Origin of the sequence: Roseovarius autotrophicus (genome assembly GCF_018069895.1) — a bacterium.
Lineage (GTDB): Bacteria > Pseudomonadota > Alphaproteobacteria > Rhodobacterales > Rhodobacteraceae > Roseovarius > Roseovarius autotrophicus.
In genome coordinates, this window is the sequence record NZ_JAGQDH010000001.1 from 163,894 (window position 1) to 189,099 (window position 25,206).

Sequence of the window (25,206 nt, forward strand, 5' to 3'; positions counted from 1 at the left end):
ATTTGTCACATTTCGGGCCTATATGTTCCGAAAAGCCGAAAGCCACTTTCAGGAAAGCCGAAAACATGACGCAGGTTCCAAACGTTCACGACGCCGATCCCATTCCCGAGGCCGCCCGCGCCGAGATCGAGCGGATGCTCGCGAGTGGCGATCTGTTTCGTTATACCGCCCCGCAGGATGCGCCGGTGGCGTTGCTGGAGCGGGAGTTTGCCGAGGCCATGGGGGTGCGCTATGCGCTGGCGGTCTCGTCGTGCTCGGCGGCGCTGTTTCTGTCGCTCAAGGCGCTCGATTTGCCGCGCGGGGCGCGGGTTCTGATCCCAGGCTTCACCTTTGCGGCAGTGCCGTCTTCGGTCATCCATGCCGACCTCGTGCCGGTGCTGTGCGAGGTGGGCGAGGATTACCGGATCGACCTTTCGGATTTCGCGGCGAAGCTTGATGGCGTCGATGCCGTTCTGGTGAGCCATATGCGCGGCCATACCTCGGACATGGATGCGATCATGGCGTTGGCGGATGCGCGTGGCCTGCCGGTGATCGAGGATGCGGCGCATTCGCTTGGCACGCTCTGGCGGGGGCGACGGATCGGCACCATCGGGCGGGTGGGTTGTTTCAGCTTTCAGTCCTACAAGCTGGTGAACGCGGGCGAGGGGGGTATCCTCATCACCGACGATGCCGATCTGGTGGCGCGGGCGGTGATCATGTCGGGGGCTTATGAGCACAACTGGGCCAAGCACATAGGCGCGCCCGATTCGACGCTGGAACTGGCATTCGCCCGCTGGCAGAACCGGCTTCCGCTCTATAATCTGCGGCTCAACAATCTGTCGGCGGCGATCATCCGCGCACAGATCCCCGAGATTGCAGGCCGGGTGCGGGCAGGGCGGGCCAATCATGACCACATGGCGGCACGGCTCAACGCTTCTCCCTGGTTCTCTGTGCCCGAGGCGCTGGCGGGAGAGGAGCGCGCGCCGGATTCGATCCAGTTCAACCTGGTGGGCATGGACGGGCCCGAGACGCGCGCCTTTGCCGGGGCGGCCGCAGCACGCGGCGTCAAGGTGCAGATCTTTGGCCAGAGCGCGGACAATGCGCGTGCCTTCTGGAACTGGCAGTTTCTGCCCGGCGGGGTGCCGGAGTTGCCGCGCACGCGCGCGATGCTGATGCGGGCCTGCGATGTGCGGCTGCCTGCGCGGCTGACAAGGGCCGAGTGCGACGTGATCGCGGGTGCGCTGTTGGCGGCGGCCGATACGGTGACGGGCGCGCGCCGCGCATACGGCACCTGAGACGGAAAAGAGCCGCCCGCGCGGTGCGGACGGCCCGAGAAGCGCCGCGCGCGGCGGAATTATTCGGGCTTGCCGGCCTCGATGGAGATGCGCAGCTCGACCTCGTCGCTGATGAACGGCACGGCCATATCGACCCCGAAATCCGACCGCAGAAGCGTGGTGGTGGCGTCGAATCCGATCCACGGAAGGTTGTTCATCGGGTGGGCATCCACCTTCTTGTTCATCACCGTGTCGAGCACGACCGAGCGGGTGGTGTCCCTGATCGTCAGATCGCCGGTGATGAGGGCGGTATTCTCGCCGGTCACCTCGATGCCGGTGGAGGTGAAGGTGATGAGATCGCCCTCCTGCGTGCCGAAGAAATCGTTGGACATGAAATGTTCGTCGCGCTTTTCCCAGCCGGTGAACATGGACATGAGCGGCATCGACACGCGGACCGAGGAATTGGTCGGGTTCTCGGCGTCGAATTCGATCACACCCTCGAAGCCCGAGAACATGCCGGTCGTGGTCGAGAATCCGAGGTGATCATATGCGAACACCACCTGGCTGTGGCTTGGATCGAGTTCATAGGTCTCGGGCGCGGCGAGGGCGGCGGTGGTTCCGAACGTGAAAGCGGCGGCGAGCAGGATACGGTTCATGCGGAAATCTCCAATACGGGTCTGTCAAGCTGACCTTGCCAAGATCGGTTTCCTGCTCGAATTGAACAATACCGCAGTTTCAAACAAACCTTGTGTATTGGCGAACATTGGCCTGCGGGGCCGGTCACACGGCAAGCGAAAGCGCCTTGCGCAAGTCAGCCTCGGTCCGGGCATCGACGAGTTCGAGCGACACGATCAGGCGCCCGGCGCCGTCGCGGGCGCTGAACAGGCCATCGCGCAGGGACAGCTCCTTTAGGTCGTCGATCCGGTGCACCACCGAATGCGCGGGTGCGCTTGCGGTCTTGCCGTGGATGACGCGGATTTCACCGCGTCGTCCGTCGATCTGCACCTCGGGGCGCGTGTCGGGCATCCGACCTGCGTGAATGCAGAGCATCCCCCCCCCAAACAGGCCCAGGGAAAACACCAGCCTGATCAGCATCATCGCAGGATCGGCCGCCCCCGAGGGCAGAACCCAAACGCCGAATGCCGCCAACACGAGCCCTGCCCCGACAAGCAAGAGGGCAGTCCGCAGAAGACCAGACCCGGCCTCGGCCGGAGCGACAGGATCGGCATCGCCGGGCTGTGGCGGTGTCGTGAACGCGCGCTCGTAATCCGCGAAAGAAACCATTGGCATGCTCCTTCACCCAGTGATGTCATGTGTCGTGCAAACCATGGTTCGCCGCCAAACCAGCCCGAATTTGGGCGTGGCCGTGGCCATGACTGGGCGAAGACATCCGGTCTTGCGGCGCGCGCCGGGCCAAGCTATATGCCTGCAACCTTTCGCAATCGTTATCATCCGCGCAGACTCTCGTGGACGGGCCGCGAAAGGGCATTGCCCGCCCTATGAAATGCGCCTTGACAGAAATGGAGACGGCATGCCGCTTTACGAGCATGTGATGATTGCGCGTCAGGATCTTTCCAACGCGCAGGCCGAAGGGCTGATCGAACATTTTGGCACGGTTCTCGCCGATAACGGGGGCAAGATCCTCGAAAGCGAGTACTGGGGTGTCAAGACGATGGCCTACAAGATCAACAAGAACCGCAAAGGCCATTACGCCTTTCTCAAGACCGACGCCCCCTCTGCCGCCGTGCAGGAGATGGAACGCCTGATGCGGCTGCATGACGACGTCATGCGCGTGCTGACCATCAAGGTGGATGCCCATGAAGAGGGGCCCTCGGTGCAGATGCAGAAGCGTGAGGAACGTGGCGAGCGTGGCGAGCGTGGCGACCGGCCCGAACGCCGTGAACGCCGCTGAACCGTCGTGTGAGAAAAGGACGATAACCCATGGCTACCAAACCATTTTTCCGCCGCCGCAAGGTTTGCCCCTTCTCGGGCGATGACGCGCCCAAGATCGACTACAAGGACACGCGCCTGCTGCAACGCTACATCTCGGAGCGCGGCAAGATCGTGCCGTCGCGCATCACCGCCGTTTCGGCCAAGAAGCAGCGCGAACTGTCGCGCGCGATCAAGCGCGCGCGCTTCCTTGCGCTGCTGCCTTACGCCGTGAAATAAGGAGTGACCCGATGCAAGTGATCCTTCTGGAACGTGTGGCCAAGCTTGGCCAGATGGGCGACGTGGTCGATGTCAAAGCCGGTTTCGCGCGCAATTATCTGCTGCCGCAGGGCAAGGCATTGACCGCCTCCGAGCGCAATATCGCCGATTTTGCCGCGCGCAAGGCGCAGTTCGAGGCGCAGAACCTTGAAACCCGCAAGGAAGCCGAAGCCATGGCCGCGCGCCTTGGCGGACAGCAATTCATCGTGATTCGGCAGGCTTCGGACAGCGGCGCGCTTTATGGGTCCGTCAGCACCCGCGACGCGGCCGATGCGGCGACCGAGAACGGCTTCAAGATCGAACGCAAGCAGGTCGCGCTGATCCGCCCGATCAAGGAACTGGGCCTGCATGACGTCAGCGTGATGCTGCACCCCGAGGTGACCGTGACAATCGAGCTGAACGTTGCGCGTTCGCCCGAAGAGGCCGAGATCCAGGCCACGGGCAAGAGCATCCGGGACGCCGCAGCCGAGGCCGAAGCCGCAGCCGATTTCGAGATTGCAGAGCTTTTCGACGATATCGGTGGCGCCGCGTCGGACGACGATTTTGGCCAGGACAGCGACCGCCGGGACGACTGATTCCGCACAACCCAGGCAAGAAGGGCCGTGCGCGACATGCGCACGGCCCTTTTGATTCGGCTATCGACAAGCAAGCGCGTGTGATGTTACGGTTCGCATCGTTTTGATGCGATGTTTGCTCAGGTGTTCGGGGTCACGCTTTCGGCACGGTCGTATCGGGTGACGTCCCCGGAACGGTGTGGCTGGCCCGAACCGACGTCGATCAGGCAAGATCCCGGAGGCAACAAGAGGCAGGTGATGGACCCGATCGAGCCGGATGATGCCGATAAAACCGGTAGGCGCTTTCGCCGCTTTCTTGATACGGTGCGTGAGCGTTTCGAGTTGGATCATGTTGCCTATGCGGGGATCAATCCGGTCACGGGCACGTCTCACGGCTTCATGACCTACGATATCGACTGGTCAAGTCATTATCTCGAGAACAAGTTTTACGAAATCGATCCGGTGCTTCACAAGGCGCGGCAATCCATCGCCCCGGTGGATTGGGCCCGTCTGGAAAGAGGTGCCGAGTTCCAGACCGTGTTCCGTGATGCCCGCGCCTTTGGCATCACCGATCGCGGCCTGACGATCCCGGTACGTGGCCCCTTTGGGGATGTCGGGGGGTTCAGTGTCCTGCGGGACTGCCCGCGCCGGGAATGGGAGATGTTGCTCGGCGGGATCATTGGCGAATTACAAGCCGCCGCCGTGCACATGCATGATACGATCATCCGCTCTGAACCGCTCAGCCGCGTTCTGAATGCCCCGAGCCTGTCCACCCGCGAGATCGAGATCCTGCAATGGACGGCGGCGGGGAAATCGCAACAGGATATCGGCGATATCCTGTCGATCTCGCATCGCACCGTCGAGGTGCACCTGCGCTCGGCGCGTCAAAAGCTTCAGGCGCTGACCACGCCGCAGGCGATCGGGCGGGCCATCAACCTTGGGCTGATATACCCGCGCTAGGCCAAAAGCCGCTAAAAATCGGGACAGAGCGCGAAAATCCGCTCAGGATTTGCATTGAATTGCAATGACACTCACCTTCCCGTGATTGGAACGTGCTGTTTTACGGGATTTCCCGAATATCCCGCCCGCCAATTTTCACTACACTCACCCGTGCAAAATACGCTCAGCTCCGAAATCCACACTCACGGACGTATCTGCAAGGGGAAAAACATGATTCTGGTAATAGATGCGGTTAACAAACCGAAATTCGCGCACGTCCTCGACGAGATGTTCAGACTGCGTGCGCGCGTCTTCGGCGACAGGCTGGGCTGGCAGGTGGAAGTTGTCGATGGGCGCGAACGCGACGTCTTCGACGATCTCGATCCGGCCTATGCCGTCGGCCTCGATGAGGAAGGGCACGTCGTTTCCTGTGTGCGCGCCCTGCAAACCACCGGTCCGCACATGCTGTCGGACGTGTTCTTCGACATTCTCGACGGAGAGCCGCCACTGCGCAGCGCCTCGCTCTGGGAATCGACGCGATTCTGTGTCGATACGCAGCGTCTCGGGCGTGGACGGGGTCGCAACTCGGTTTCCTATGCCACCTGCGAACTGATGATCGCCTCGCTCGAGGCGGCCAAGCGCGCGGGGGTTTCGGATATCGTTACCGTAATCGACCCGGTCATGGACCGCGTTCTAAAGCGGTCGGGCAATGCCCCATATGATTATGTCGGGCGTCAGGCCGATATGGGCAAGGTGCCCGCGCTTGCGGCGCTGCTCGATTGCACCGATGAGCGGATCGAGCGTATCCGCGCCTTCTCGGGCATCGAAACGGACGTTTTTATCCCAGATGAAGCCGCTCTTTTGCTGCCGGCAATCGCCGGGGCAGGGACGCGGAAAACCCCACTCGAAGACTATTGCGACGAGCAGATCGCAACGGCTTGTAACGCCAGGGAGCGGATCGACGCGATGCGCCTCAAGGCGGCGCTGGCCGATCGGGTTCGTTCGCACTCGGATATCAGCGCCTGATCCCCCAATCTTGCGCATCCCCCAGTCGGGCTTTGCCCGCTCCGGGTGTCAGAACGACAAGGGCCGCCCCACATCTCCCCGGGGCGGCCCTTTTTCATTGTGTCGGATGTGGCGCGTGGCTCACATTTCGTTCATCGCCTCGATGGCCTTTTCAAGCTCCTCGCGCGCGATTTCCTTGTCGGTCACCTCGGCCAGTTCGACCACATAGTCGATCACCTTGTCCTCGAAGATCGGCGCGCGCAGTTGCTGGCGCATCTGCGGATTCTTCTGCACGAATTCGAAGAATTCGCGCTCGTGACCCGGATATTGCCGCGCCTGGGTCATCACCGCCTGTGTCATCTCGGCATCCGTGACCTGCACTTCGGCCTTCTGGCCCAGATCGGCCAGCAAGAGCCCGAGGCGCACACGGCGCTCGGCCAGTTTCACCTGCTCCTCGGTCGGCGCGATCTCGCCGTGGTCGTGGCCCTGCTCTTCGGGGTGATCCTCGTGCCAGAGCTGATGTGCGATCTGCTTGGCCTCGGTCTCGACCATGGTGGGGGGCAGATCAAAGCTCACCAACTCATCAAGCGCGTCGAGCACGTTGCGCTTGAGGATGGCACGGGCCGCCCCGGCATATTCGTGTTCGAGCCGCTCGCGGATCTGCTCTTTCAGCGCGTCGAGGCTCTCGGCGCCGTATTTCTGCGCCAACTCGTCATTCAGCTCTGCCGCGACGGGTTCCTTGACGGCCTTCACGGTGCAGTCGAACACCGCTTCCTTGCCCGCCAGATGCGGCGCCTGATAGTCCTCGGGGAAATTGACCGTGACGGCCTTTTCCTCGCCCGCCTTGACGCCGACAAGCTGCTCTTCGAAGCCAGGGATGAAGCTGCCGGAACCGAGCGTGAGCGGGTAATCCTCGGCGCTGCCACCTTCGAAGGGCTCGCCATCGAGCTTGCCGACGAAGTCGATCACCACCTGGTCGCCGTCCTTGGCCTTGGACCCTTTCTTGCGGTCCTTGAAGTCCTGGGCACTCTCGGCAAGATTGCCTAGCGCCTCGTCAACGGCGGCATCGTCGGCCTTTACGACCATGCGCTCCAGCTTGACGCCTGAAAGGTCAACCGACGGAACATCGGGCAGAGCCTCATAGCTCAGCTCGATCTCGACATCGTCGCCCTCTTTCCAGTCCTGATTGGCCATCTTCACGTCAGGCTCGAAGGCCGGACGCTCGCCCTTTTCCTCGAAATGGGTGCGCATCGCGTCATCGACGCTTTCCTGCATCGCCTCGCCAAGCATCCGGGTGCCGAACTGCTTTTTCAGGAGCGGCAACGGTACCTTGCCCTTGCGAAAGCCTTTCAGCTCGATCTCGGGCTGCGCTTCCTTGAGCTTGTCGGTGACCTTGGCATCAAGATCGGCCGCCGACAGGATCATCCTGTAGCCGCGCTTGAGGCCTTCGTTGAGGGTTTCGGTGACCTGCATGTTCGTCCTTCCATATGCATCGGGCCGCGGAGGCGTCCGCGGCGGTCAAGATCAGGCGCCTTCTATTGGCGTGATGGTCGCACCGCAAGGGAAAACCGGCGGTCGTGGCGCCTCAGTTGCCGCGCCAGATCCAACCGCCGCCCAGAACCCGGCTGCCCTTTGATTGATAGAACACGCAGGCCTGACCGGGCGAGACGCCTTCCTCGGGGGTCAGCAATTCCACCTCGGCCTCGGTGTCCGAGAGGGGCCGCAGGATCGCCTCGCGCGGCGGTCGGGTAGAGCGGACCTTGACCGAGATCGGCCATTCGGACCGCGAGGTGAGGGGTGCATCGCCCAGCCAGTTGATCTCGCGCACCGGCACGGTGCGGGTGGCCAGCATCGCCTTGGGGCCGACGATCACCCGGCGGTCTTCCACGTCGAGGCGCACCACATAGAGCGGCTCCTCCAGCCCGCCGATGCCAAGCCCGCGCCGCTGGCCGATGGTGTAATGGATCACCCCGTCATGCCGCCCCAACACGCGCCCGTCCGCATGGACGATCTCGCCCGGATCGGCGGCGCCGGGGCGCAGCTTCTCGATCACGGCGGCATAGTCGCCCCCCGGCACAAAACAGATGTCCTGGCTGTCTGGTTTGTCGGCCACGATCAGGCCATGACGCGCGGCGAGCGCCCGCGTCTCGGCCTTGGAGGCAAGCCCCCCCAGCGGAAAGCGCAGGAATTCCAGTTGTTCGGGCGTGGTGGAGAACAGGAAATAGGACTGATCGCGCGCCGAATCGGCCGCGCAATGCAGCTCGGGGCCATTCTCCCCCATTTCGCGCCGGATATAATGGCCCGTCGCCATGCAATCGGCATCAAGGTCTCGGGCAGTCTGCAACAGGTCCTTGAACTTCACGCGCTCGTTGCAGCGGATGCAGGGCACCGGCGTTGCCCCCGCAAGATAGCTCTCGGCAAATTCGTCGATCACGGCATTCTGAAAGATGTTCTCGTAATCGAGCACATAATGGGGAAAACCCATGCCTTCGGCCACGCGGCGGGCATCGTGAATGTCGATGCCCGCACAGCACGCGCCCTTTTTCGCCAGCGCCGCGCCGTGATCGTAAAGCTGGAGCGTGACGCCCACCACGTCATAACCCTCGGCCGCCAGTTGCGCCGCCACCACCGAGGAATCGACACCGCCCGACATCGCCACCACCACCCGCGTTTCGGCAGGCGGCTTTGGAAAGCCCAATGAATTCAAGGGGGTGGGGGTGTCCAGGGACATGGCGCGCTCCGTCAAGATCGGTAGAGATATAAGAAAATCGTAAGCATTATCAAGGCTTTGTTTCACCCCCTGTTAAGCGCGCTTGCGCATCCTGATAGCCGCATCAGTGAAGGGGTGAAAGGGATGTATCTCAAGAAAGTCGGTGGGCCAAGGGCGGTCACTCTGCCCGATGGCACCGTATTCAGCCGCGCCGATCTGCCACCCGCCGATACCGAGCGTTGGGTCGCCTCCCGCAAGCTTGCGGTCGTGATGGGGGTCGCGCTTGGGTTGATCTCCCGGCGGGAAGCAATGAACATCTATAGATTGAGCGATGAGGAGTTCGACAGCTGGGTGCTTGCCGCCAGAAAACACGGGAAAAAAGGTTTAAGGGTCACATCACGCAAACAATATTGACAATCTATGGGTGTGTAACAGAAATATTTTCCATCGGTAACGGTGGGTTAACCATTTCTGATCAGTGTCGGGAACAAAGCGGCACCATTGAACGGAGAAACCTTATGCGTGTATTGCTCGTCGAGGATGACCCCACCACAACCAAAAGCATCGAGATGATGCTGACTCATGCCAATCTCAATGTCTACACGACCGATCTGGGGGAGGAAGGGATCGACCTTGCCAAACTCTACGATTACGATCTGATCCTGCTCGATCTGGGCCTGCCGGACATGAACGGATATGAAGTTCTGCGCCAGTTGCGGCTGGCGCGGGTCTCGACCCCGATCCTGATCCTTTCGGGTGCGGATGATACCGAAAGCAAGCTCAAGGGCTTCGGCTTCGGGGCGGATGATTACCTTACCAAGCCATTCCACCGAGACGAGCTTGTGGCGCGCATTCACGCGATCATCCGCCGCTCCAAGGGGCATTCTCAATCGGTCATCCGGACCGGCAGGATCAATGTCAATCTCGATGCCAAGACAGTCGATGTCGCCGGTCAGGCGGTGCACCTGACGGGCAAGGAGTACCAGATGCTGGAGCTTCTTTCCTTGCGCAAGGGCACGACGCTGACCAAGGAGATGTTCCTCAATCATCTCTACGGCGGCATGGACGAACCCGAACTCAAGATCATCGACGTGTTCATCTGCAAGCTGCGCAAGAAGCTGGTCGAGGCCACGGGCGGCGAGAACTATATCGAGACGGTCTGGGGGCGCGGCTATGTGCTGCGCGATCCCGAGCCGGCGGCGCACTCGGGTGCGCCGCTCGCCATCGGGGCCTGAGCGGCACATCTGGACCTTGCCCCGCCGCCGCCCTATCACTCGGGAGGGCGGACAAGAGAGGGGCCGATGTCTGAGGAGATTGCCGTCGAGCGGCTGACCGAGGCGCAGGCGCGCGCCGAGCTGGCGCGGCTGGCAGATGTGCTGGCGCGTGCCAATGCCGCCTACCATGTTGAGGACGCGCCGGTGATGTCCGACGCGGCATTTGACGCGCTCAAGGCGCGCAACGCCGCGATCGAGGCGCGCTTTCCCGCGCTGAAACGCGCCGACAGCCCCTCCGATCAGGTGGGTGCGGCCCCTGCCGAGGGCTTTGCCAAGACCCGCCATTCGGTCCGGATGCTGAGCCTTGCCAATGCCTTCGAGGCCGAAGACATCGTTGAATTCGATGCCCGCATCCGTCGTTACCTTGGTCTGAGCGACAGTGCCCCGCTCGCCTATACCTCCGAGCCGAAAATCGACGGGCTGAGCCTCAGCCTGCGCTACGAGGCGGGGCACCTCGTGACGGCCGCCACGCGTGGCGATGGCGAGACGGGCGAGAACGTGACCGCCAATGCCCACACCATCGCCGACATTCCTGCATGGATCGAGGGCGCGCCCGACATCCTTGAAGTGCGTGGCGAGGTCTACATGAGCCATGCCGATTTCGAGGCGCTCAACGCGCGGCAGGCCGAAAGGGGAGACAAGCCATTCGCCAATCCGCGCAATGCCGCCGCAGGATCGCTGCGCCAGCTTGACGCCACAATCACCGCCGCGCGCCCGCTGAGGTTCTTCGCCTATGGCTGGGGCGAGACCTCCGCGCCGCTTGCTGCCACCCAGATGGGCGCGATGGCGCGGCTTGGTGACCTCGGCTTTCAGACCAACCCGCTTACCACCCTCTGCAACGGTCCGACGGCGCTCATCGATCACTACCGAAAGATCGAACAGGACCGCGCCACGCTCGGCTATGACATCGACGGGGTGGTCTACAAGGTCAACGATCTCTCGCTGCAAGCGCGGCTCGGCTTTCGCGCCACCACGCCCCGCTGGGCCATCGCGCATAAGTTCCCCGCCGAACTGGCCTGGACGCGGCTTGTGGCGATCGACATTCAGGTAGGGCGCACGGGCGCGCTCAGCCCGGTGGCGCGGCTCGGCCCGGTCACGGTCGGTGGTGTGGTGGTGCGCAACGCGACCCTGCACAACGAGGATTACATCGCCGGGCGCGACAGCAAGGGCGGGCTGATCCGCGAGGGTAGGGATATCCGCGTGGGCGACTGGGTGCAGGTCTATCGCGCGGGCGACGTGATCCCCAAGATCGCCGATGTCGATCTCTCGAAGCGCCCAGCCGATGCAACACCCTATCGCTTTCCCGAGACCTGCCCCGAATGCGGCTCGGAGGCGCGCCGCGAGCCGGGCGATTCGGTGCGCCGCTGCATGGGTGGCCTGATCTGCCCGGCACAGGCGGTGGAGCGGCTCAAGCATTTCGTCTCGCGCGCTGCCTTTGACATCGAGGGGCTGGGTGCGAAACAGGTAGAGGCCTTCTATCGCGACGGCTGGATCCGTGAACCGGCGGATATCTTCACGCTGGAGGCGCGCTACGGACAGGGACTTCAGCAGTTGAAAAACCGCGAGGGTTGGGGGGAGAAAAGCGCGAAGAACCTCTTTGAGGCGATTGACGAGAAGCGGAAAATTTCCTTTTCGCGGATTCTCTTCTCGCTTGGCATCCGTCATGTGGGCGAACAGGCAAGCAGCCTTATCGCGCGCCATTACGGGACATGGGCAGAGTTCACGGCGGCCATGGACAGTGCCCGCGCTCTGCAGGGGCCCGAGTGGGAGCGGCTTCTTGGCATCGACGGGGTGGGCGAAGTGATGGCAACCAGCCTTGTGCAGGCGATGACCGAGCCGCATGAACGCGCGAGCATCGATCGGCTCACCGCCCATCTCGAGGTGGAAGCCGCCGCGCGCCCCGACACTTCGGGTAGCCCGGTGGCGGGCAAGACGCTGGTCTTTACCGGCACGCTGGAAAAGATGACCCGTGCCGAGGCCAAGGCGCGTGCCGAGGCGCTCGGCGCCAAGGTGGCAGGCAGCGTTTCCGCGCGCACGGATCTGCTGATTGCCGGGCCGGGGGCCGGATCGAAGGCGAAGAAGGCGGTAGAGCTTGGCATCGAGGTGATTGACGAGGACGCGTGGCTTGCCCTCGTCGGGGCCCAATGAGCACCCGGCCCGAGATCCTCTTTCCGCTTTTTGCGGGGATCGAGACGCTCGAGGGCGTGGGGCCGAAAACCGCGCAGTCGCTTGCTGCGCTAGACATCACCCGGCCGCGCGACCTCTTGTTCACGCTGCCCTGGTCCGGGGTGGATCGCCGCCGCCGCGCCACTGTGCAGGGGGCCGAGATCCCCGGCGTGGTTACGGTCGAGGTGGTGGTGGGACGCCATGACGCGCCCGCGCGCCCGTCCGCGCCCTATCGCGTGGTGGTCGAGGACGCAGCGACCAGCTTTCACCTGATCTACTTTCGCGCGCGCGCCGACCACTTGCGCCGCCTTCTGCCCACGGGCGCGCGGCGGCTTGTTTCGGGCAAGGTAGAACTTTTCGACGGCATCGCGCAAATGGTGCATCCCGATCACGTCGTGCCGGTCGAGGAGGCGGGCGAGATCCCCGATTTCGAACCGGTCTATCCGCTGACCGCCGGGGTGACGCAGCGGGTGATGGCGAAGGCCGCGCAATCGGCGCTGCTGCGTGCGCCGCGTCTCGGGGAATGGATCGACCCGGCACAAAAGGCTCAGGCCGGCTGGCCCGACTGGCACGACGCGCTGCGCGTGGCGCATTCACCCGGATCGGCACGCGATCTTGCGCCCGCCAGCCCTGCCCGCGAGCGACTGGCCTATGACGAGTTGATGGCGCATCAGATGACGCTGGCCCTCGCACGCAGCCATCTGCGCCGCGCCAAGGGCCGCGCGACGGTGGGAACCGGAGAGTTGCAGGCGCGGGTCGTGGCCGCGCTGCCCTTTGCGCTGACCAATGCACAGACCCGCGCGATTGCCGATATCGCCGCCGACATGGGCGCGCCGATGCGCATGAACCGGCTGCTTCAGGGCGATGTGGGCGCCGGCAAGACGCTGGTGGCGTTCAAGGCGCTTCTCATTGCGGTCGAGGCGGGCGGGCAGGGGGTGCTGATGGCCCCGACCGAGATCCTTGCCCGCCAGCATTTTCAGGGGCTGACACCGCTGGCCGAGGCGGCGGGGGTGCGGCTCGACATCCTCACGGGACGCGACAAGGGCGCTGCGCGCGGCGCCAAGTTGCGGGCGCTGGCGGCGGGGGAGACCGACATTCTCGTGGGCACGCATGCGGTGTTCCAGAAGGACGTGGAATTCGCCGATTTGCGACTGGCCATTGTCGATGAGCAGCACCGTTTCGGCGTGCGCCAGCGGCTGGAACTGGGCCAGAAGGGCGCGCAGGCCGATGTTCTCGTGATGACGGCAACGCCCATTCCGCGCAGCCTCGCGCTCGCGCAATATGGCGACATGGATGTGAGCGTGCTCGATGAAAAGCCGCCCGGCCGCCTGCCGATCAAGACTGCGCTCGTCAACACGGGGCGGATGGATGAGGTCGTGGACCACCTGCGCCACGCCATCGCCGAGGGGCGGCAAGCCTATTGGGTCTGCCCGCTGGTCGAGGAAAGCGAAGCGGTGGACCTGTCGAGCGCCGAGGAACGGTATCGTCGCCTGCGTGCCGCGCTCGGCGAGGGGCGGGTGGGGCTGGTTCATGGCCAGATGCCGCCCGAGGACAAGGACGCCGCCATGACGCGGTTTCAGCGTGGTGAAACAAGCGTCCTTGTGGCCACGACCGTGATCGAAGTCGGGGTAGACGTGCCCAATGCCTCGATCATGGTGATCGAGCGCGCCGAGAGCTTTGGCCTTGCCCAGCTGCACCAGTTGCGCGGGCGGGTGGGGCGCGGCACGGCGGCCTCGACCTGCCTGCTGATGTATCAGGCGCCCTTGTCGGAGGGTGGGCGCAAGCGGCTGGAAACGATGCGCGACACCGAGGACGGGTTTCGCATAGCCGAAGTCGATCTGGAGATGCGCGGCGCAGGCGATCTGATCGGGACGGCGCAATCAGGGCTGCCGCGCTTTCGTGTGGCGGATCTTGAGGCGCAATCGGCGCTGATGGCGGTGGCCCAATCCGATGCGCGGAAGTTGCTGGCCGATGACCCCGATCTGGCCTCACCGCGCGGACGGGCGGCGCGGGTATTGCTGTGGCTGATGGAACGCGATCAGGCGATCCGCCTGATTTCAGTGGGTTAGGTTTTGTTCTCGTTTGTTCTTATAAAGTTCTTTACTTGGCGCGCGGGATATGAGAACAATCAAGCAACATAACGGAGGATACCGCCATGTTGCACCAGATCAGGACCGCCGCCAGCCGCGCCGGGGACACCATCCTTGGCGATGTGATCGGGGCCTTCGCCCTGATGGTGACGCTCATCGGCGCGCTCTATCTGCCCGCTATGTTCTGAAGGGTTTCTGCCTGCCGGTGCGCGGCTCATCTCGGTCCCCCCTGTCCCAACACGGGGATCGTGCTCTCTGCCTGTCCCAAGGGTTTCGGGTTTGCCTCATTCCGCCCGATAGTCCCGATGGGCCGCGTATCCGGCCACTGATCCGCCGCCGTTCCCCGGAACGTGCGGCGGTTTTTTTACGCCTCGGTCGTTGGCGGGTTGATCCGCTGAACCAGAACCGAGCCGGTCTCGACGATGCCGCGCATCCGCTCCTCCAGCCGGATCATCTCGGACATGGCACGCTTGAGTTGGTCGCTTTCGTCGCCCAACTCTCCCAGATCGGCAAAGACGCGCTCGGTCGTGGCAATTTGCGCCTCGGCATTGCTCACGACCGCATGCAGATCCTCGACCAGACCTTCCACCTCGCGCGCACCGCTCTTTTCTTCGAGCGTGCGGACAGCCGTGCGCGCCGCGTCGAACCAGGCCTGCGACAGGCGCGGCTCGGCCTTGGCGCTGAGCATGGCCGAGCGTTCAAGCCGCCGGATCCGGCTGGTGAGACAATCGATCCGGTCTCGCAAGTCGCTCTGGATGCTGACGATATCGGCATTGACGGCGACGACACGGGCGAGCACGGCGTCAAGCTCCTCCATCAGTTTGCAGACCCGGTCGAGAAACAGGTTCAAATCGCGCGCCAGCACGCCGAACTCGTCCGCCGTGCGAATCTCGGCCCGGTGCGTCAGCCCGCCATAGGCGCGTGCAAGGTTGCTGACCACCGCGCGCAGGCCCAGAAGCGGCTCGAGCCGCGCGCGCAGGATGAGAAACAGCAGCACCGAATGCAGCACGATCTTGCCCACCGACAGCGTGGCGGTGAGGCGCATGTCGGTCACCCATTCGGCGAAATCCGTGGCCAGATCGCGCCGCACCACCACCGCCCCAAGCACATCGCCGACATTGGCCTCGGTGTGACAGGCAAGACAGAAGGGCTCGGCCGTGATGGGCTGTTTGGCGATATTGTGCAGGCGCGCGGGCCAGTCGCCCTGCGGGATGCCTTCGGGGGTAAAGCCGAAACCCGCCTCGATGGAGGTGACGGTGACCGGCGAGGGGGTGATGGCGATGCGATAGCCCAGATCGCCCCAGTTGCGCTCGAGGATCGGATAGAGCGTGCGCGCCGCCACCGGCCCGCCCTCGTTGCGCATGATCGAGCGCACATCGTCGGCGATGCTCCCGACGGCCTCTTGCACCACTTCTGGTCCCTGCACACGAAAGCCGTAATAGACCGTTCCCGCCTTGAGCGCGAATTCGAGCACCGTGACCAGCACCAGAAGCACGAAGAAATCGCGGATCATGTGGATGAGAAAGGATTGGTCGAACCGCCCGATCAGCGGGCTCTTCTCGTCGAGCGGGCCTTGGGCCATGTCGAATCCCTCGCTGTTACAAGAGCAACTAGGCACGAAAAGCGAAAGGGAAAGTGAAACGGCCCCTCACCGCGCGACGCAAATGTGCGAGCGGTCTGACACAATCAGGCGCAGGAGGTCTGCGCGGCGATCTCCTCCAGCGCCTCGGTCACCGCTTCGAGCGTGAGCAGGATCGAGGCATGGCGGTTCTTGTAATCGCGCGCGGGGCGCAGCACTTCGAGCCCGGCGAAGGGGGCAGGCGGGGTCGGGCCGTCGGATTTCAGCATTTCGCGCAGCGCGTCGCGGGCCGTGCGCACCTGCGCCAGATCGCAACCGATGATATTGGCCCCCACCACGCTTGCCGCCGCCTGCCCGAGCGCGCAGGCACGCACTTCGGCGGCATAGTCCGAGATGCGGTCATCCGATAACGACAGATCGATGGTTACTGTCGAGCCGCAAAGCGGCGCGCGCCGCTTGACGGTTGCCTGTGGCGCCTCAAGCCGTCCGTGATGCGGGATGTCCGACGCCAGTTCCAGGATGCGCGCGGAATAGAGCTTGATCAGGTCGGTTTCGCCGCTCATGGCTTTCCCTTTCGTCCGTTGCCCCATAAATAGACGCGACTGGCACGGATGCAAAAGGATTTTGCCATGGGATTCGACCCCGCGACACTAAAGTATGATGCCCGTGGCCTTGTCCCCGCCATTGCGCAGGAAGCCGAGACCGGCGAGGTGCTGATGATGGCCTGGATGAACGCCGAAGCGGTGGCGCGTACTCTTGAGACAGGGCGGGTGACCTATTGGAGCCGATCGCGCGCGGAGTTCTGGATCAAGGGCGAAAGCTCGGGTCATGTGCAGGAACTTGTGGAGATGCGCGTCGATTGTGATCGCGACTGCCTTCTGGTGCTGGTGCGCCAGACCGGGCCTGCCTGCCATACCGACCGGCGGTCGTGCTTCTACCTGGCTGTGCGCGAGGGCGCGGAGGTGGAGATCATGGCGCCGTTGCCAGGGTCGGAGTGAGGTTTTTCGCAACCCTGAAGCGTTACAGCCCCAACATGGCGCGGATGCTCTGCGGGGTTGCGCCCTCTGCGCGATAGGTGGCGATGGCGCGGGCGTCGTCGCGCTTGGCGAGGCGCCTGCCTCGCTCATCGCGGATCAGGCGGTGGTGGTGATAGGCAGGCGTGGGCAGGCCAAGAAGGTGCTGAAGCAGGACGTGGATCGACGTGGCCGCCAGCAGGTCTTCGCCGCGGATCACATGGGTGATCTTCTGATCGGCATCGTCGAGCACGACCGAGAGATGGTATGAGGCCCCCATGTCGCGGCGGGCGAGGACAATATCCCCTATCGTCCCGGTCAAGTCTCCAAGGGTAATCAATGCATCTTGTTCCTTGAAAGACAGGGGGTTGTCGAGTGTTTCCAATGTGCGCCCCATGTCAAGGCGCAGCGCGCTGCCCATGGGCATCGTCCCTGTTGGCGGGGCTGCGGGGCGGCAGGTGCCCGGATAGATCAGGCCATCTGGGCCGTGCAGCGGCGCGCCCTCCTGCGGGGCGGAGGCGGCGGCGCGAATATCGGCGCGCGTGCAGGTGCAGGGATAGAGCAGGCCCCGTTCCCAGAGCGATTGCAGCGCGGCGCGGTAGCGCGGCAGGCGGGTGGATTGACGCAGCACAGGTTCGGGCCAGTCAAGGCCGAGCCAGGCGAGATCGTAGAAGATCCGCGCCTCCCATTCGGGGCGGCAACGGCCCTGGTCGAGATCGTCGATGCGCAAAAGGAATGTGCCGCCCGCCGCGCGCGCCATGTCATGCGCGAGCATGGCCGAGAACGCATGGCCCAGATGCAGAAGCCCGGTTGGCGAAGGTGCAAAGCGAGTTATAAACATATTTGCAATGTATTACGAGACGAAGCTCATGTTTTGCACGGCGAGCCAATCCCGCCACGCCGCCTTGGCGCGGTCAGTATAGGCCTTGTAGCGATGCACGCGCCCGCGCCGCCCGCCTTTCAGACCTTCAACGGGGCGGAAAAGGCCGAAATTCACGTTCATCGGCTGAAAGCTTTTGGCCTCGGCGCCGCCGGTGATATGATGCAGCAGCGCGCCCATGGCGCTGTCCTGCGGCACCTCGGGTAGGGTGTTCCCAAGGATGTCGGCGGCGGCAAGGCGTCCGGCGACAAGGCCCATGGCGGCGGATTCCACATAGCCCTCGACCCCGGTGATCTGTCCGGCAAAGCGGATATGGGGCCGTGTGCGCAGGCGCATCTGCCGATCGAGAAGTGTGGGCGAATTCAGGAACGTGTTGCGGTGAATGCCGCCAAGGCGCGCAAAACTTGCATTCTCAAGTCCCGGAATCATTCTGAAAACAGACGATTGCGCGCCATACTTCATCTTGGTCTGAAAGCCCACGATATTGTAGAGCGTGCCAAGTGCGTTGTCGCGGCGCAGTTGCACCACGGCATGGGCCTTGATCTCGGGCTGGTGCGGGTTGGTGAGGCCCACGGGCTTCATCGGGCCGTGGCGCAGCGTCTCGCGACCACGTTCGGCCATGACCTCGATGGGAAGGCAGCCGTCAAAATAGCCCGCCGTTTCACCTTCGTGAAACTCGGTCTTTTCCGCGGCCAGCAGCGCGTCGATGAAGGCTTCGTAGCAGTCGCGGTCCATCGGGCAGTTGATGTATGCGGTGCGCTCTTCTTCGGTGTCACCCTTGTCGTAGCGCGACTGCATCCATGCCTTTGACATATCGATACTGTCGAAATGCACGATGGGGGCGATGGCGTCGAAAAAGGCGAGCGCGTCGCGTCCGGTCTCGTGCGCGATGGCGGCGCCGAGCGCGTCGGAGGTCAGCGGGCCGGTGGCGATGATCCACTGGCCGGACTCGGGAAGTGACGTGAATTCAGAGGCTTTCACGGTGATCTTCGGATGGGCGCGCAGCCGCTCGGTCACCGATCTCGAAAAGGCGTCGCGATCCACGGCAAGCGCGCCGCCCGCGGGCAGGCGGTGGCGGTCGGCCATCTCCATGATGATCCCGCCCGCTGCGCGCATCTCCCAATGCAGCAGGCCAACGGCGTTCTGCTCGTCATCGTCCGAACGGAAGGAGTTGGAGCAGACCATTTCCGCCAGATCGCCGGTGCGATGCGCGAACGTGGCCACCTTGGGGCGCATCTCGTGGATCACCACGTCCACGCCCATACTGGCAGCCTGCCATGCGGCCTCTGATCCGGCCATGCCGCCGCCGACGATGTTGAGAACCTGTGTCATGGGGCGCGATCTAGGGGAAAGGGCGGGGTTTGGAAAGGGGCGTCATTGCTGCCAGTCGGGCGCGCGCTTTGCGATAAAGGCGGTGATGCCCTCGTCGGTGTCGCGGTTGAGCATGTTCTCGACCATGACCGCGCCGGTATGGGCATAAGCTGCATCGAGCCCCATTTCCAACTGTTCGTAAAAGGCGCGTTTGCCGATGCGCACGGCGCTGCCCAGCTTGGCCGCGACGATCCCGGCGAGCGCCATCGCCTCTTCGTCGAGCCGCTCTTCGGGCACGGCGCGGTTGATGAGGCCGAGTGCCTGCGCGCGGTCGGTGTCGATGAAGGCGCCGGTGGTGAGCATCTCGAACGCCTGCTTGCGCGGCACGTTGCGCGAGAGCGCCACCATGGGGGTGGAGCAGAAAAGCCCGATATTGACGCCATTGACGCCAAAGCGCGTGCCCTGCGCCGCCACGGCCATGTCGCAGGACGCCACAAGCTGACAGCCTGCGGCGGTGGCGATGCCGTGGGGGGCGGCGATGACAGGTTGCGGCAGGTTGCGGATGGCGGTCATCACGGCCGTGCAGCGGGCGAAGAGATCGGCAAAATAGGCGCGGCCCGCATCCGGCGATTGGCGTGCGGCCTGCATCTCCTTGAGGTCATGGCCCGCGCAGAACGCCTTGCCGGTGCCGCGCAGCGTCACGACGCGGATGGTGCGATCCCTGGCCAGGCGGTCGAATTCGGCATGAAGGGCGGCGAGCATCGCGTCCGAGAGCGCATTGAGGTTGCCGGGCGAGTTGAGCGTGAGGCGCGCGATGGCGCCCTCATCGGTGCGGTCAAGAATTGGCATCTTGTCTCTCTCCTTCAGTTGGGGTCACTCTAGCGCCACAAGCGGACGGAGGGAAGGAATGGACGTGACGATGACGGCGCAGGAGCTGACCGTGTTTCTCGGGCGCGAGTTTCCGCAGGTGGCCGCGGATTTTGCCATCGAGGAGGTGGGCGAGCGGCGCATCCGCGTGCGGCTTTGCGTGGGCGAGCGGCATTTGCGTCCCGGTGGCACGGTCTCGGGGCCGTCGATCTTTGCACTGGCCGATGTGGCGGTCTACCTTGCGCTGCTGGCGATGATCGGGCCAGAGGCGCTTTCTGTCACGACGAATTGTTCGATTGATTTCATGCGCAAGCCCGCGGCGGGCGCGGACCTGATCGCAGAGTGTCGGCTGTTGAAGCTGGGGCGGGTGCTGGCGGTCGGCGACGTGCTGATCTTTTCGGAGGGTATGGCAGAGCCGGTGGCGCGGGCAAGTCTCACCTATTCGATCCCGCCGAAATGAGCGACAAAAGCTGAGTCCAAGTTCGATCTTTGCGGGGGCGTCAGCCTTGGCTAACCTGCCCGAAAAACCGGGAGGAACAGGATGACCGAAACGCGGCCCGAGGGCGTGCCTGAGATGGGCGCGGTAAGCCTTGCCATGCTGGGCGAGGCGCTGCGCCGGGGGTGGGCGGACATGTGCCGCGCGCCGGGATATGCGGTGCTCTTTGCCGGGGTCTATGTGGCGGTGGGGCTGGTCATGGCCGCAGTGACATGGGCCACGGGCAAGAGTTACTGGCTGGTCTTCGCCGCTGTGGGCTTTCCCTTGGTGGGACCTTTCGCTGCCGTGGGGCTATATGAGGTGAGCCGTCGGCTGAGCGCGGGCGAGCCGCTGGTGATGGGCGAAATCCTTGGCGTGATCGCGCAACAGAGGCGGCGGCAACTGCCCTCGATCTGCGCCATCATCGTGATGGTGTTTCTGTTCTGGTTCTTTCTTGCGCATATGATCTTTGCGCTGTTCCTAGGGCTGTCCACGATGACGAACGTGTCATCGTCGTTTGACATCTACCTCACACGCGAGGGGCTGAGCATGCTGGTGGTCGGCACGGGCGTGGGGGCCTGTTTCGCACTGCTGATCTACGCGATCACGGTGATTGCGCTGCCGCTTCTGCTGGATCGCGAGGTGGATTTCGTGACTGCGATGCTGACAAGCTTCAATGTGGTGACGGAAAATCCGGTGCCGATGCTGACTTGGGCTGCACTGATCGCAGGACTGACCTTCGTGGCGCTTCTGCCGGCTTTTCTGGGGCTGTTCATCGTGCTGCCGCTTCTGGGCCATGCGACATGGCACCTTTACCGACTGATCCGCGAGGCCGACTGAGCGCCGTCAGGAACTCCAAATCTCCGGGCCGCCGGTGATCGCGGGATCGGCGGCATCAACGGCCCTCACGTCCTTGCGTGCGTAATCGAGCCCGGCAAGCAGGTGGCGCATTACCGCGAGATGCGCGCGCCGCTTGTCGTCCGAGCGCACGACGGTCCAGGGCGCGTGCACATTGTGGGTCATGGTGAGGGTTTCGGCGATGGCGGCGCTGTAGGCGTCCCAGTGTTTCAGACCCTCTACGTCGATCCAGCTCAGCTTCCATTGCTTGAGCGGGTCGCGCTCGCGGTCGAGAAAACGGCGCAACTGCTCGGCACGACCCACGTTGAGCCAGAATTTCACGAGATGGATGCCTTCCTGAACCAGCATTCGCTCGAAATCGGGCACTTGCGCGAAGAAATGCGCACGCTGAGCGGGGGTGCAGAAGCCAAAGACGGGTTCGACCACACCGCGATTATACCAGCTTCGGTCAAAGAGAACGATCTCTCCGGCGGCGGGCAGATGGGCGATATATCGCTGGAAATACCATTGTGTCGCCTCCTGATCCGAGGGCTTGGGCAGGGCCACGACGCGCGCGCCACGCGGGTTGAGGTTCTGGGTGAGACGGGTGATCGTGCCGCCCTTGCCAGCGGCATCGCGCCCTTCGAACACCACCGCCACGCGCGCGCCGCTCTCGCGCACCCAATGTTGCAGCTTCACAAGTTCGATCTGGAGCTTGTCAAAGGCTTTTTCGTAGGGTTTGCGGTCCATCCGCTCGGAATACGGAAAGCAGGTGTCGAGCACATCGCTTTTCTCGGCGCGCGCGATGGCCTTGCGGATCGCCTCGGGCGCTTCGGTCTCGTAAAAGGTGCTGATCGCGCCGTCAAAGGGCAGGTCCATGGGTGGCCTCGCAGTTTTCATGCGCAGTATGGGCGCTTTGCCGCTGTCAGGCAATCTGTCTCACAGCCGCAGATCGGTCGTCTCCATCCCGATTTTCGCGCTGTCATAGGGGGTTGTCTGGTAAATCTCCGACACCCAGTTGCCATAGAGCAGATGCGCGTGGCTGCGCCAGCGGTTGAGCGGCCCACGCGCGGGATCGTCGCCCGGGTAGTAGTTGCAGGGCACGTTGATCGGCGTTCCCGCCGCGATATCGCGGTCATATTCCTGCTTGAGCGTGTCGCTGTCATACTCGAAATGGTTGAAGATATAGAGCGCGCGGTGGTCCGTGTCCTCGACAAGACAGGGGCCGACCTCGTCGCTGTCCAGAAGAATGCGCAGGCCCGGCACGGCCTCGATCTCGGCGCGCTTCATCTCGGTCCAGCGGCTGACGGGGATCACGCAATCGTCGGAGAATCCACGCAGATAGGGCGAGGCAGGGGCCATGTTTCGGTGCCGGAAACAGCCGAATGCCTTGGCGGGCAGCATGTGTTTCCTGACGCCGTGGAAGTGGTTGATCATCGCCATCCCGCCCCAGCAGACGCCGAAGGTGGAATGCACATGGCTTTGGGTCCAGTCGAACACGCGGGCCAGCTCGTCCCAATAGGTCACGGCGTCGAAATCGAGATGTTCGATCGGCGCGCCGGTGATAATGAGGCCATCGTATTTGTCGCCCGAGGCCGCAACATCCGAGAACGGGCGGTAAAAGCTCTCCATATGTTCGGCGGCGGTGTTCCTGGCCTGGTGCTCGCTCATGCGGATGAGGTCAAAGTCGATCTGCAACGGCGTGGCACCGATCAGCCGCGCGAACTGGTTCTCGGTCTGGATTTTCTTGGGCATGAGGTTGAGCAGGCCGATGCGGAGCGGGCGGATATCCTGCCGGGCGGCTTGATCCGGGTCCATCACCATCACGCCCTCGCGCCGCAGAACATCGTAGGCAGGCAGGGTGGCGGGGATCTTGATGGGCATGGGCGGTCCTCTCGTCTCAGACGGTGCGGCGGTCGATGGCGGTGGCTATGAGGGTCTCGAAACGCGCGGCATCGGTGGCCGCGGCCACCTCATCCGCGCTCACCCGCACGCCCCATTTCGCCATCGCCTCATAGCGCGGCTGGCGATGTGAAAGCGCCTGCGCATAGGTCCAGCGGATGAAGTCATCCGGGTCAACTTCGGCCTCTGACAGATTGTTTTTGCGCAGATATTCATCCCAGACGCGGGTCAGGAAATCAGGCTGATAGGCCATCGGCTTGGGCGCGCGGTCAAAGCGGCGGATGAGCTCGGCGGTATGTGCCTGGCTGCCTTCGATATAGACCAGCAGGCAATGCTGCGAAAGCTCGGTCAGGATCGGGTCGGCGGGGTCGTCGCCATCGACCCATTCGCAGATCGAGCCACCCGTATCGCAGACGAAATGCGGATAGCCATAGAGCCGCTGGCTGCGCTCGATGAAATAGGCCGTGTCCATCAGCGCGTGGATCTCGGCCTGACGGAACTGCTCCTGCCGGCGACGATATTCTTCCATCGGCATTCCGCCCTTCGCGGCCGCGCCGGGCTTGCCCAGATAGGTCGAGACCGGGGTGAGATTGTTGAAGGTGATGTTGGAGCCGATATAGATCGAATCCGTCAGGAGCAGGTCGCGCAGGAAGGGCACCTGCATGGCGTGCGCCTTGGCGTTGTCGACGATCAGTTCGCCCATGTAGCGTGTGCCGATCCGGTAATCGATCGAGTAGTGGAACCAGCCACCTGAATCGCGCAGCATCTGCGAGACATGGGTCTTGCCCAGCCCCGACATGCCATAGAAAAGCACCCGCTTCTGCGGGGCGGCGCGCCAGTCGCGGGCGGTCTGATAGATCATCGGCGGCTCCTTGTCTTGCGCGTCTTACCTGCTGTTTTCACGCGGGTTTGGCAAGAGGCCAAAGGAAAACCCCGCCCTGTGAGGGGCGGGGTTCGTGTTCGTGTCCCGGTGTGGCTTCAGAACTTGAAGCCGATCTTGGTGCCCACGGCGATGGCATCGTTGTTTCTGAACGCGGTCACATTCGAGTTTGCGTTGCCGAGGTCAATATAGCTGATCCCGGTCGTGATCTTGATCGCGTCATTCTCGTAGATCGCCGCAAGGCCGTAGCGAATGAAGCCGTCCGTGCCCGCGAGGTTACCGACTTGCGAGCCTTCCTGTTTCTCGTAGCCGATGGTGGCGGCCCCGCTCCAGTTCGCGTTGACGCGGCGGCCGACGCCAAGCTCGTAGGTCCAGACGTCATCCTTGTTGAAGGCGATCGGCACGTTCACCGGTGCGCCGCTCGCGAAGGAGATGAAGTCAAACGGCTGAACGGTGAACTCGGTCCATTCACGCCATTTGATCGATCCGAAGACCAGCGTGTTGGCGGCAATGCCCGACTGGAAGTGGAGCGTGATCGCGCGCGGAATTTCCACGTCGAAGCTTGCCCCGGTGTTGTCCTTGAAGTCGTGCTCGGTCTTGGATTCGTAGGTCAGGGCCAAACGCAGCGCGATATCGGGGATCTCATAGGCCGCGCCGAGCAGGTATCCGAACTGATAATCCTTGTCCACGCTCAGCGTGTAGGGCGTTCCCGGACCGGAGCCCAGAGGCGCGGTCACCGGCGAGATCACGGTGATGTCGCCATCAAGTCCCATGTAACGCAGCCCGCCATAGACGCTGAAGCGGTCGGAGACCTTGTAACGGGCGAGAAGGTTCACGGAGATGGAACCGACATCGGCATCCGAACCGGCAAAGAACGAACCGGGCGTTTTGTAATCGACATCGGCCCCCATAGGTTCGTCGATCACAAGACCCAGGGTGAACCGGTCGTTGATGTCGGTCTTGATACCGCCCGCAAAGTTGCGATAGCTTTTCAGGATGTTGCCGGTCGGTCCTGTCGGAACACCGGGAAGCGGCGTGCCCGACACGGACGGGTTGACGTTCACCACCGAGAATTCCGCATAGTTCTTGCTTTTCTCGAACAGGATCATCGACGGATCGCCGCGCCGTTCGATCCCGCCCGCATCCGCCATCGTGGCCGTCATGGCGAGCGCTGTGGCAGCCATCATGTAGTCTTTCATCTGTCCCCCTCCTGAGTGTTATCGGCGCACACTATACCCACACGGGAATCGGTCAATCTCTGAC

General features: G+C 63.3%; 27 protein-coding genes. 14 read left to right on the top strand and 13 right to left on the bottom strand.

Annotation, left to right across the window (positions count from 1 at the left end):
• Nucleotides 1-65: 65 nt before the first annotated feature.
• Nucleotides 66-1,274: a DegT/DnrJ/EryC1/StrS family aminotransferase gene (locus KAK09_RS00860; RefSeq protein WP_210876942.1), complete on the top strand. Its 1,209-nt coding sequence runs from the start codon at nucleotides 66-68 to the stop codon at nucleotides 1,272-1,274.
• A 59-nt stretch (nucleotides 1,275-1,333) separates the two neighbouring features.
• Here KAK09_RS00860 and KAK09_RS00865 read toward each other — a convergent pair whose 3' ends face one another.
• Nucleotides 1,334-1,909 carry a YceI family protein gene (locus KAK09_RS00865; RefSeq protein ID WP_210876943.1) on the bottom strand — a complete coding sequence of 192 codons (576 nt, stop codon included), beginning with the start codon at nucleotides 1,907-1,909 and terminating at the stop codon, nucleotides 1,334-1,336.
• A 124-nt stretch (nucleotides 1,910-2,033) separates the two neighbouring features.
• Nucleotides 2,034-2,537, bottom strand: coding sequence for a hypothetical protein (locus KAK09_RS00870; RefSeq protein WP_210876944.1), 504 nt, complete (start codon nucleotides 2,535-2,537; stop codon nucleotides 2,034-2,036).
• A 247-nt stretch (nucleotides 2,538-2,784) separates the two neighbouring features.
• Here KAK09_RS00870 and rpsF point away from each other — a divergent pair, with 247 nt between their 5' ends.
• The 5 genes from rpsF (at nucleotide 2,785) to KAK09_RS00895 (ending at nucleotide 5,980) form a co-directional block, all read left to right on the top strand.
• Nucleotides 2,785-3,165 carry a 30S ribosomal protein S6 gene (gene rpsF, locus KAK09_RS00875; protein WP_210876945.1) on the top strand — a complete coding sequence of 127 codons (381 nt, stop codon included), beginning with the start codon at nucleotides 2,785-2,787 and terminating at the stop codon, nucleotides 3,163-3,165.
• Between the two features lie 29 nt (nucleotides 3,166-3,194).
• On the top strand, nucleotides 3,195-3,422 hold the full coding sequence (rpsR, locus tag KAK09_RS00880; protein ID WP_210876946.1) for a 30S ribosomal protein S18: 228 nt from the start codon (nucleotides 3,195-3,197) through the stop codon (nucleotides 3,420-3,422).
• A gap of 11 nt (nucleotides 3,423-3,433) precedes the next feature.
• Nucleotides 3,434-4,036, top strand: coding sequence for a 50S ribosomal protein L9 (rplI, locus tag KAK09_RS00885; protein WP_210876947.1), 603 nt, complete (start codon nucleotides 3,434-3,436; stop codon nucleotides 4,034-4,036).
• 237 nt (nucleotides 4,037-4,273) lie between these two features.
• Nucleotides 4,274-4,975 (top strand): LuxR family transcriptional regulator, encoded by a 702-nt coding sequence (locus KAK09_RS00890; RefSeq protein ID WP_210876948.1) that lies wholly within the window; start codon nucleotides 4,274-4,276, stop codon nucleotides 4,973-4,975.
• Between the two features lie 210 nt (nucleotides 4,976-5,185).
• Nucleotides 5,186-5,980: an acyl-homoserine-lactone synthase gene (locus KAK09_RS00895; protein WP_210876949.1), complete on the top strand. Its 795-nt coding sequence runs from the start codon at nucleotides 5,186-5,188 to the stop codon at nucleotides 5,978-5,980.
• Nucleotides 5,981-6,100: 120 nt separating this feature from the next.
• Here the strand turns inward: KAK09_RS00895 and tig are convergent, their stop codons facing one another.
• Both tig and mnmA read right to left on the bottom strand, forming a co-directional pair.
• A complete protein-coding gene (tig, locus tag KAK09_RS00900; protein WP_210876950.1) occupies nucleotides 6,101-7,432 on the bottom strand; it encodes a trigger factor in 1,332 nt (443 codons plus the stop codon).
• Between the two features lie 112 nt (nucleotides 7,433-7,544).
• Nucleotides 7,545-8,690: a tRNA 2-thiouridine(34) synthase MnmA gene (mnmA, locus tag KAK09_RS00905; protein ID WP_210876951.1), complete on the bottom strand. Its 1,146-nt coding sequence runs from the start codon at nucleotides 8,688-8,690 to the stop codon at nucleotides 7,545-7,547.
• A 123-nt stretch (nucleotides 8,691-8,813) separates the two neighbouring features.
• Between mnmA and sciP the strand changes: the two genes are divergently transcribed.
• The 5 genes from sciP (at nucleotide 8,814) to KAK09_RS18970 (ending at nucleotide 14,387) form a co-directional block, all read left to right on the top strand.
• On the top strand, nucleotides 8,814-9,083 hold the full coding sequence (gene sciP, locus KAK09_RS00910) for a CtrA inhibitor SciP (RefSeq protein WP_210876952.1): 270 nt from the start codon (nucleotides 8,814-8,816) through the stop codon (nucleotides 9,081-9,083).
• 104 nt (nucleotides 9,084-9,187) lie between these two features.
• Complete coding sequence (ctrA, locus tag KAK09_RS00915; protein ID WP_210876953.1) at nucleotides 9,188-9,904, top strand: response regulator transcription factor CtrA; 717 nt, start codon at nucleotides 9,188-9,190, stop codon at nucleotides 9,902-9,904.
• Nucleotides 9,905-9,970: 66 nt separating this feature from the next.
• Nucleotides 9,971-12,091 carry an NAD-dependent DNA ligase LigA gene (ligA, locus tag KAK09_RS00920; protein WP_210876954.1) on the top strand — a complete coding sequence of 707 codons (2,121 nt, stop codon included), beginning with the start codon at nucleotides 9,971-9,973 and terminating at the stop codon, nucleotides 12,089-12,091.
• Nucleotides 12,088-14,178 (top strand): ATP-dependent DNA helicase RecG, encoded by a 2,091-nt coding sequence (gene recG / locus KAK09_RS00925; RefSeq protein ID WP_210876955.1) that lies wholly within the window; start codon nucleotides 12,088-12,090, stop codon nucleotides 14,176-14,178. The genes ligA and recG overlap by 4 nt, the downstream gene beginning before the upstream one ends.
• An 86-nt stretch (nucleotides 14,179-14,264) precedes the next feature.
• On the top strand, nucleotides 14,265-14,387 hold the full coding sequence (locus KAK09_RS18970; protein ID WP_272491235.1) for a hypothetical protein: 123 nt from the start codon (nucleotides 14,265-14,267) through the stop codon (nucleotides 14,385-14,387).
• Nucleotides 14,388-14,563: 176 nt separating this feature from the next.
• Here the strand turns inward: KAK09_RS18970 and KAK09_RS00930 are convergent, their stop codons facing one another.
• Together KAK09_RS00930 and KAK09_RS00935 are read right to left on the bottom strand one after the other, a co-directional pair.
• Nucleotides 14,564-15,781: a methyl-accepting chemotaxis protein gene (locus KAK09_RS00930; protein ID WP_210876956.1), complete on the bottom strand. Its 1,218-nt coding sequence runs from the start codon at nucleotides 15,779-15,781 to the stop codon at nucleotides 14,564-14,566.
• A gap of 104 nt (nucleotides 15,782-15,885) precedes the next feature.
• The gene (locus KAK09_RS00935) at nucleotides 15,886-16,341 is read right to left on the bottom strand and encodes an iron-sulfur cluster assembly scaffold protein (protein ID WP_210876957.1); all 456 of its coding nucleotides are present in this window, start codon (nucleotides 16,339-16,341) and stop codon (nucleotides 15,886-15,888) included.
• Nucleotides 16,342-16,407: 66 nt separating this feature from the next.
• On the opposite strand from KAK09_RS00935, the gene hisI reads away from it, so the two are divergent.
• Nucleotides 16,408-16,776, top strand: a complete 369-nt coding sequence (hisI, locus tag KAK09_RS00940) for a phosphoribosyl-AMP cyclohydrolase (protein WP_210876958.1) — start codon at nucleotides 16,408-16,410, stop codon at nucleotides 16,774-16,776.
• A 22-nt stretch (nucleotides 16,777-16,798) separates the two neighbouring features.
• Here hisI and gluQRS read toward each other — a convergent pair whose 3' ends face one another.
• The 3 genes from gluQRS to KAK09_RS00955 are packed head-to-tail and all read right to left on the bottom strand — an operon-like array spanning nucleotide 16,799 to nucleotide 19,849.
• Complete coding sequence (gene gluQRS, locus KAK09_RS00945; protein ID WP_210876959.1) at nucleotides 16,799-17,632, bottom strand: tRNA glutamyl-Q(34) synthetase GluQRS; 834 nt, start codon at nucleotides 17,630-17,632, stop codon at nucleotides 16,799-16,801.
• Nucleotides 17,633-17,644: 12 nt separating this feature from the next.
• Complete coding sequence (gene trmFO / locus KAK09_RS00950) at nucleotides 17,645-19,003, bottom strand: methylenetetrahydrofolate--tRNA-(uracil(54)-C(5))-methyltransferase (FADH(2)-oxidizing) TrmFO (protein WP_210876960.1); 1,359 nt, start codon at nucleotides 19,001-19,003, stop codon at nucleotides 17,645-17,647.
• A 42-nt stretch (nucleotides 19,004-19,045) separates the two neighbouring features.
• Nucleotides 19,046-19,849 (bottom strand): enoyl-CoA hydratase, encoded by an 804-nt coding sequence (locus KAK09_RS00955; RefSeq protein WP_336244412.1) that lies wholly within the window; start codon nucleotides 19,847-19,849, stop codon nucleotides 19,046-19,048.
• A gap of 40 nt (nucleotides 19,850-19,889) precedes the next feature.
• On the opposite strand from KAK09_RS00955, the gene KAK09_RS00960 reads away from it, so the two are divergent.
• Entirely contained in the window at nucleotides 19,890-20,309 is a 420-nt protein-coding gene (locus KAK09_RS00960) for a PaaI family thioesterase (protein WP_210876962.1), read from the top strand.
• Between the two features lie 81 nt (nucleotides 20,310-20,390).
• Nucleotides 20,391-21,164: a DUF2189 domain-containing protein gene (locus KAK09_RS00965; protein WP_210876963.1), complete on the top strand. Its 774-nt coding sequence runs from the start codon at nucleotides 20,391-20,393 to the stop codon at nucleotides 21,162-21,164.
• Nucleotides 21,165-21,170: 6 nt separating this feature from the next.
• On the opposite strand, the gene ppk2 is transcribed toward KAK09_RS00965, so the two are convergent.
• The 4 genes from ppk2 to KAK09_RS00985 all read right to left on the bottom strand — a co-directional run bounded on the left by ppk2 (nucleotide 21,171) and on the right by KAK09_RS00985 (nucleotide 25,142).
• Complete coding sequence (ppk2, locus tag KAK09_RS00970; RefSeq protein ID WP_210876964.1) at nucleotides 21,171-22,040, bottom strand: polyphosphate kinase 2; 870 nt, start codon at nucleotides 22,038-22,040, stop codon at nucleotides 21,171-21,173.
• Nucleotides 22,041-22,100: 60 nt separating this feature from the next.
• The gene (gene metA, locus KAK09_RS00975) at nucleotides 22,101-23,045 is read right to left on the bottom strand and encodes a homoserine O-acetyltransferase MetA (RefSeq protein ID WP_210876965.1); all 945 of its coding nucleotides are present in this window, start codon (nucleotides 23,043-23,045) and stop codon (nucleotides 22,101-22,103) included.
• 16 nt (nucleotides 23,046-23,061) lie between these two features.
• Nucleotides 23,062-23,925, bottom strand: coding sequence for an ATPase (locus tag KAK09_RS00980; RefSeq protein WP_210876966.1), 864 nt, complete (start codon nucleotides 23,923-23,925; stop codon nucleotides 23,062-23,064).
• A gap of 116 nt (nucleotides 23,926-24,041) precedes the next feature.
• The gene (locus KAK09_RS00985) at nucleotides 24,042-25,142 is read right to left on the bottom strand and encodes an OmpP1/FadL family transporter (protein ID WP_210876967.1); all 1,101 of its coding nucleotides are present in this window, start codon (nucleotides 25,140-25,142) and stop codon (nucleotides 24,042-24,044) included.
• Nucleotides 25,143-25,206 lie beyond the last annotated feature (64 nt).

Excerpts from the sequence above, each read along its gene's own strand:
- KAK09_RS00860 (WP_210876942.1), top strand. The coding sequence starts at position 66 with ATGACGCAGGTTCCAAACGTTCACGACGCCGATCCCATTCCCGAGGCC.
- KAK09_RS00865 (WP_210876943.1), bottom strand. The coding sequence starts at position 1,909 with ATGAACCGTATCCTGCTCGCCGCCGCTTTCACGTTCGGAACCACCGCC.
- KAK09_RS00870 (WP_210876944.1), bottom strand. The coding sequence starts at position 2,537 with ATGGTTTCTTTCGCGGATTACGAGCGCGCGTTCACGACACCGCCACAG.
- rpsF (WP_210876945.1), top strand. The coding sequence starts at position 2,785 with ATGCCGCTTTACGAGCATGTGATGATTGCGCGTCAGGATCTTTCCAAC.
- rpsR (WP_210876946.1), top strand. The coding sequence starts at position 3,195 with ATGGCTACCAAACCATTTTTCCGCCGCCGCAAGGTTTGCCCCTTCTCG.
- rplI (WP_210876947.1), top strand. The coding sequence starts at position 3,434 with ATGCAAGTGATCCTTCTGGAACGTGTGGCCAAGCTTGGCCAGATGGGC.
- KAK09_RS00890 (WP_210876948.1), top strand. The coding sequence starts at position 4,274 with ATGGACCCGATCGAGCCGGATGATGCCGATAAAACCGGTAGGCGCTTT.
- KAK09_RS00895 (WP_210876949.1), top strand. The coding sequence starts at position 5,186 with ATGATTCTGGTAATAGATGCGGTTAACAAACCGAAATTCGCGCACGTC.
- tig (WP_210876950.1), bottom strand. The coding sequence starts at position 7,432 with ATGCAGGTCACCGAAACCCTCAACGAAGGCCTCAAGCGCGGCTACAGG.
- mnmA (WP_210876951.1), bottom strand. The coding sequence starts at position 8,690 with ATGTCCCTGGACACCCCCACCCCCTTGAATTCATTGGGCTTTCCAAAG.
- sciP (WP_210876952.1), top strand. The coding sequence starts at position 8,814 with ATGTATCTCAAGAAAGTCGGTGGGCCAAGGGCGGTCACTCTGCCCGAT.
- ctrA (WP_210876953.1), top strand. The coding sequence starts at position 9,188 with ATGCGTGTATTGCTCGTCGAGGATGACCCCACCACAACCAAAAGCATC.
- ligA (WP_210876954.1), top strand. The coding sequence starts at position 9,971 with ATGTCTGAGGAGATTGCCGTCGAGCGGCTGACCGAGGCGCAGGCGCGC.
- recG (WP_210876955.1), top strand. The coding sequence starts at position 12,088 with ATGAGCACCCGGCCCGAGATCCTCTTTCCGCTTTTTGCGGGGATCGAG.
- KAK09_RS18970 (WP_272491235.1), top strand. The coding sequence starts at position 14,265 with ATGTTGCACCAGATCAGGACCGCCGCCAGCCGCGCCGGGGACACCATC.
- KAK09_RS00930 (WP_210876956.1), bottom strand. The coding sequence starts at position 15,781 with ATGGCCCAAGGCCCGCTCGACGAGAAGAGCCCGCTGATCGGGCGGTTC.
- KAK09_RS00935 (WP_210876957.1), bottom strand. The coding sequence starts at position 16,341 with ATGAGCGGCGAAACCGACCTGATCAAGCTCTATTCCGCGCGCATCCTG.
- hisI (WP_210876958.1), top strand. The coding sequence starts at position 16,408 with ATGGGATTCGACCCCGCGACACTAAAGTATGATGCCCGTGGCCTTGTC.
- gluQRS (WP_210876959.1), bottom strand. The coding sequence starts at position 17,632 with ATGTTTATAACTCGCTTTGCACCTTCGCCAACCGGGCTTCTGCATCTG.
- trmFO (WP_210876960.1), bottom strand. The coding sequence starts at position 19,003 with ATGACACAGGTTCTCAACATCGTCGGCGGCGGCATGGCCGGATCAGAG.
- KAK09_RS00960 (WP_210876962.1), top strand. The coding sequence starts at position 19,890 with ATGGACGTGACGATGACGGCGCAGGAGCTGACCGTGTTTCTCGGGCGC.
- KAK09_RS00965 (WP_210876963.1), top strand. The coding sequence starts at position 20,391 with ATGACCGAAACGCGGCCCGAGGGCGTGCCTGAGATGGGCGCGGTAAGC.
- ppk2 (WP_210876964.1), bottom strand. The coding sequence starts at position 22,040 with ATGGACCTGCCCTTTGACGGCGCGATCAGCACCTTTTACGAGACCGAA.
- metA (WP_210876965.1), bottom strand. The coding sequence starts at position 23,045 with ATGCCCATCAAGATCCCCGCCACCCTGCCTGCCTACGATGTTCTGCGG.
- KAK09_RS00980 (WP_210876966.1), bottom strand. The coding sequence starts at position 23,925 with ATGATCTATCAGACCGCCCGCGACTGGCGCGCCGCCCCGCAGAAGCGG.
- KAK09_RS00985 (WP_210876967.1), bottom strand. The coding sequence starts at position 25,142 with ATGAAAGACTACATGATGGCTGCCACAGCGCTCGCCATGACGGCCACG.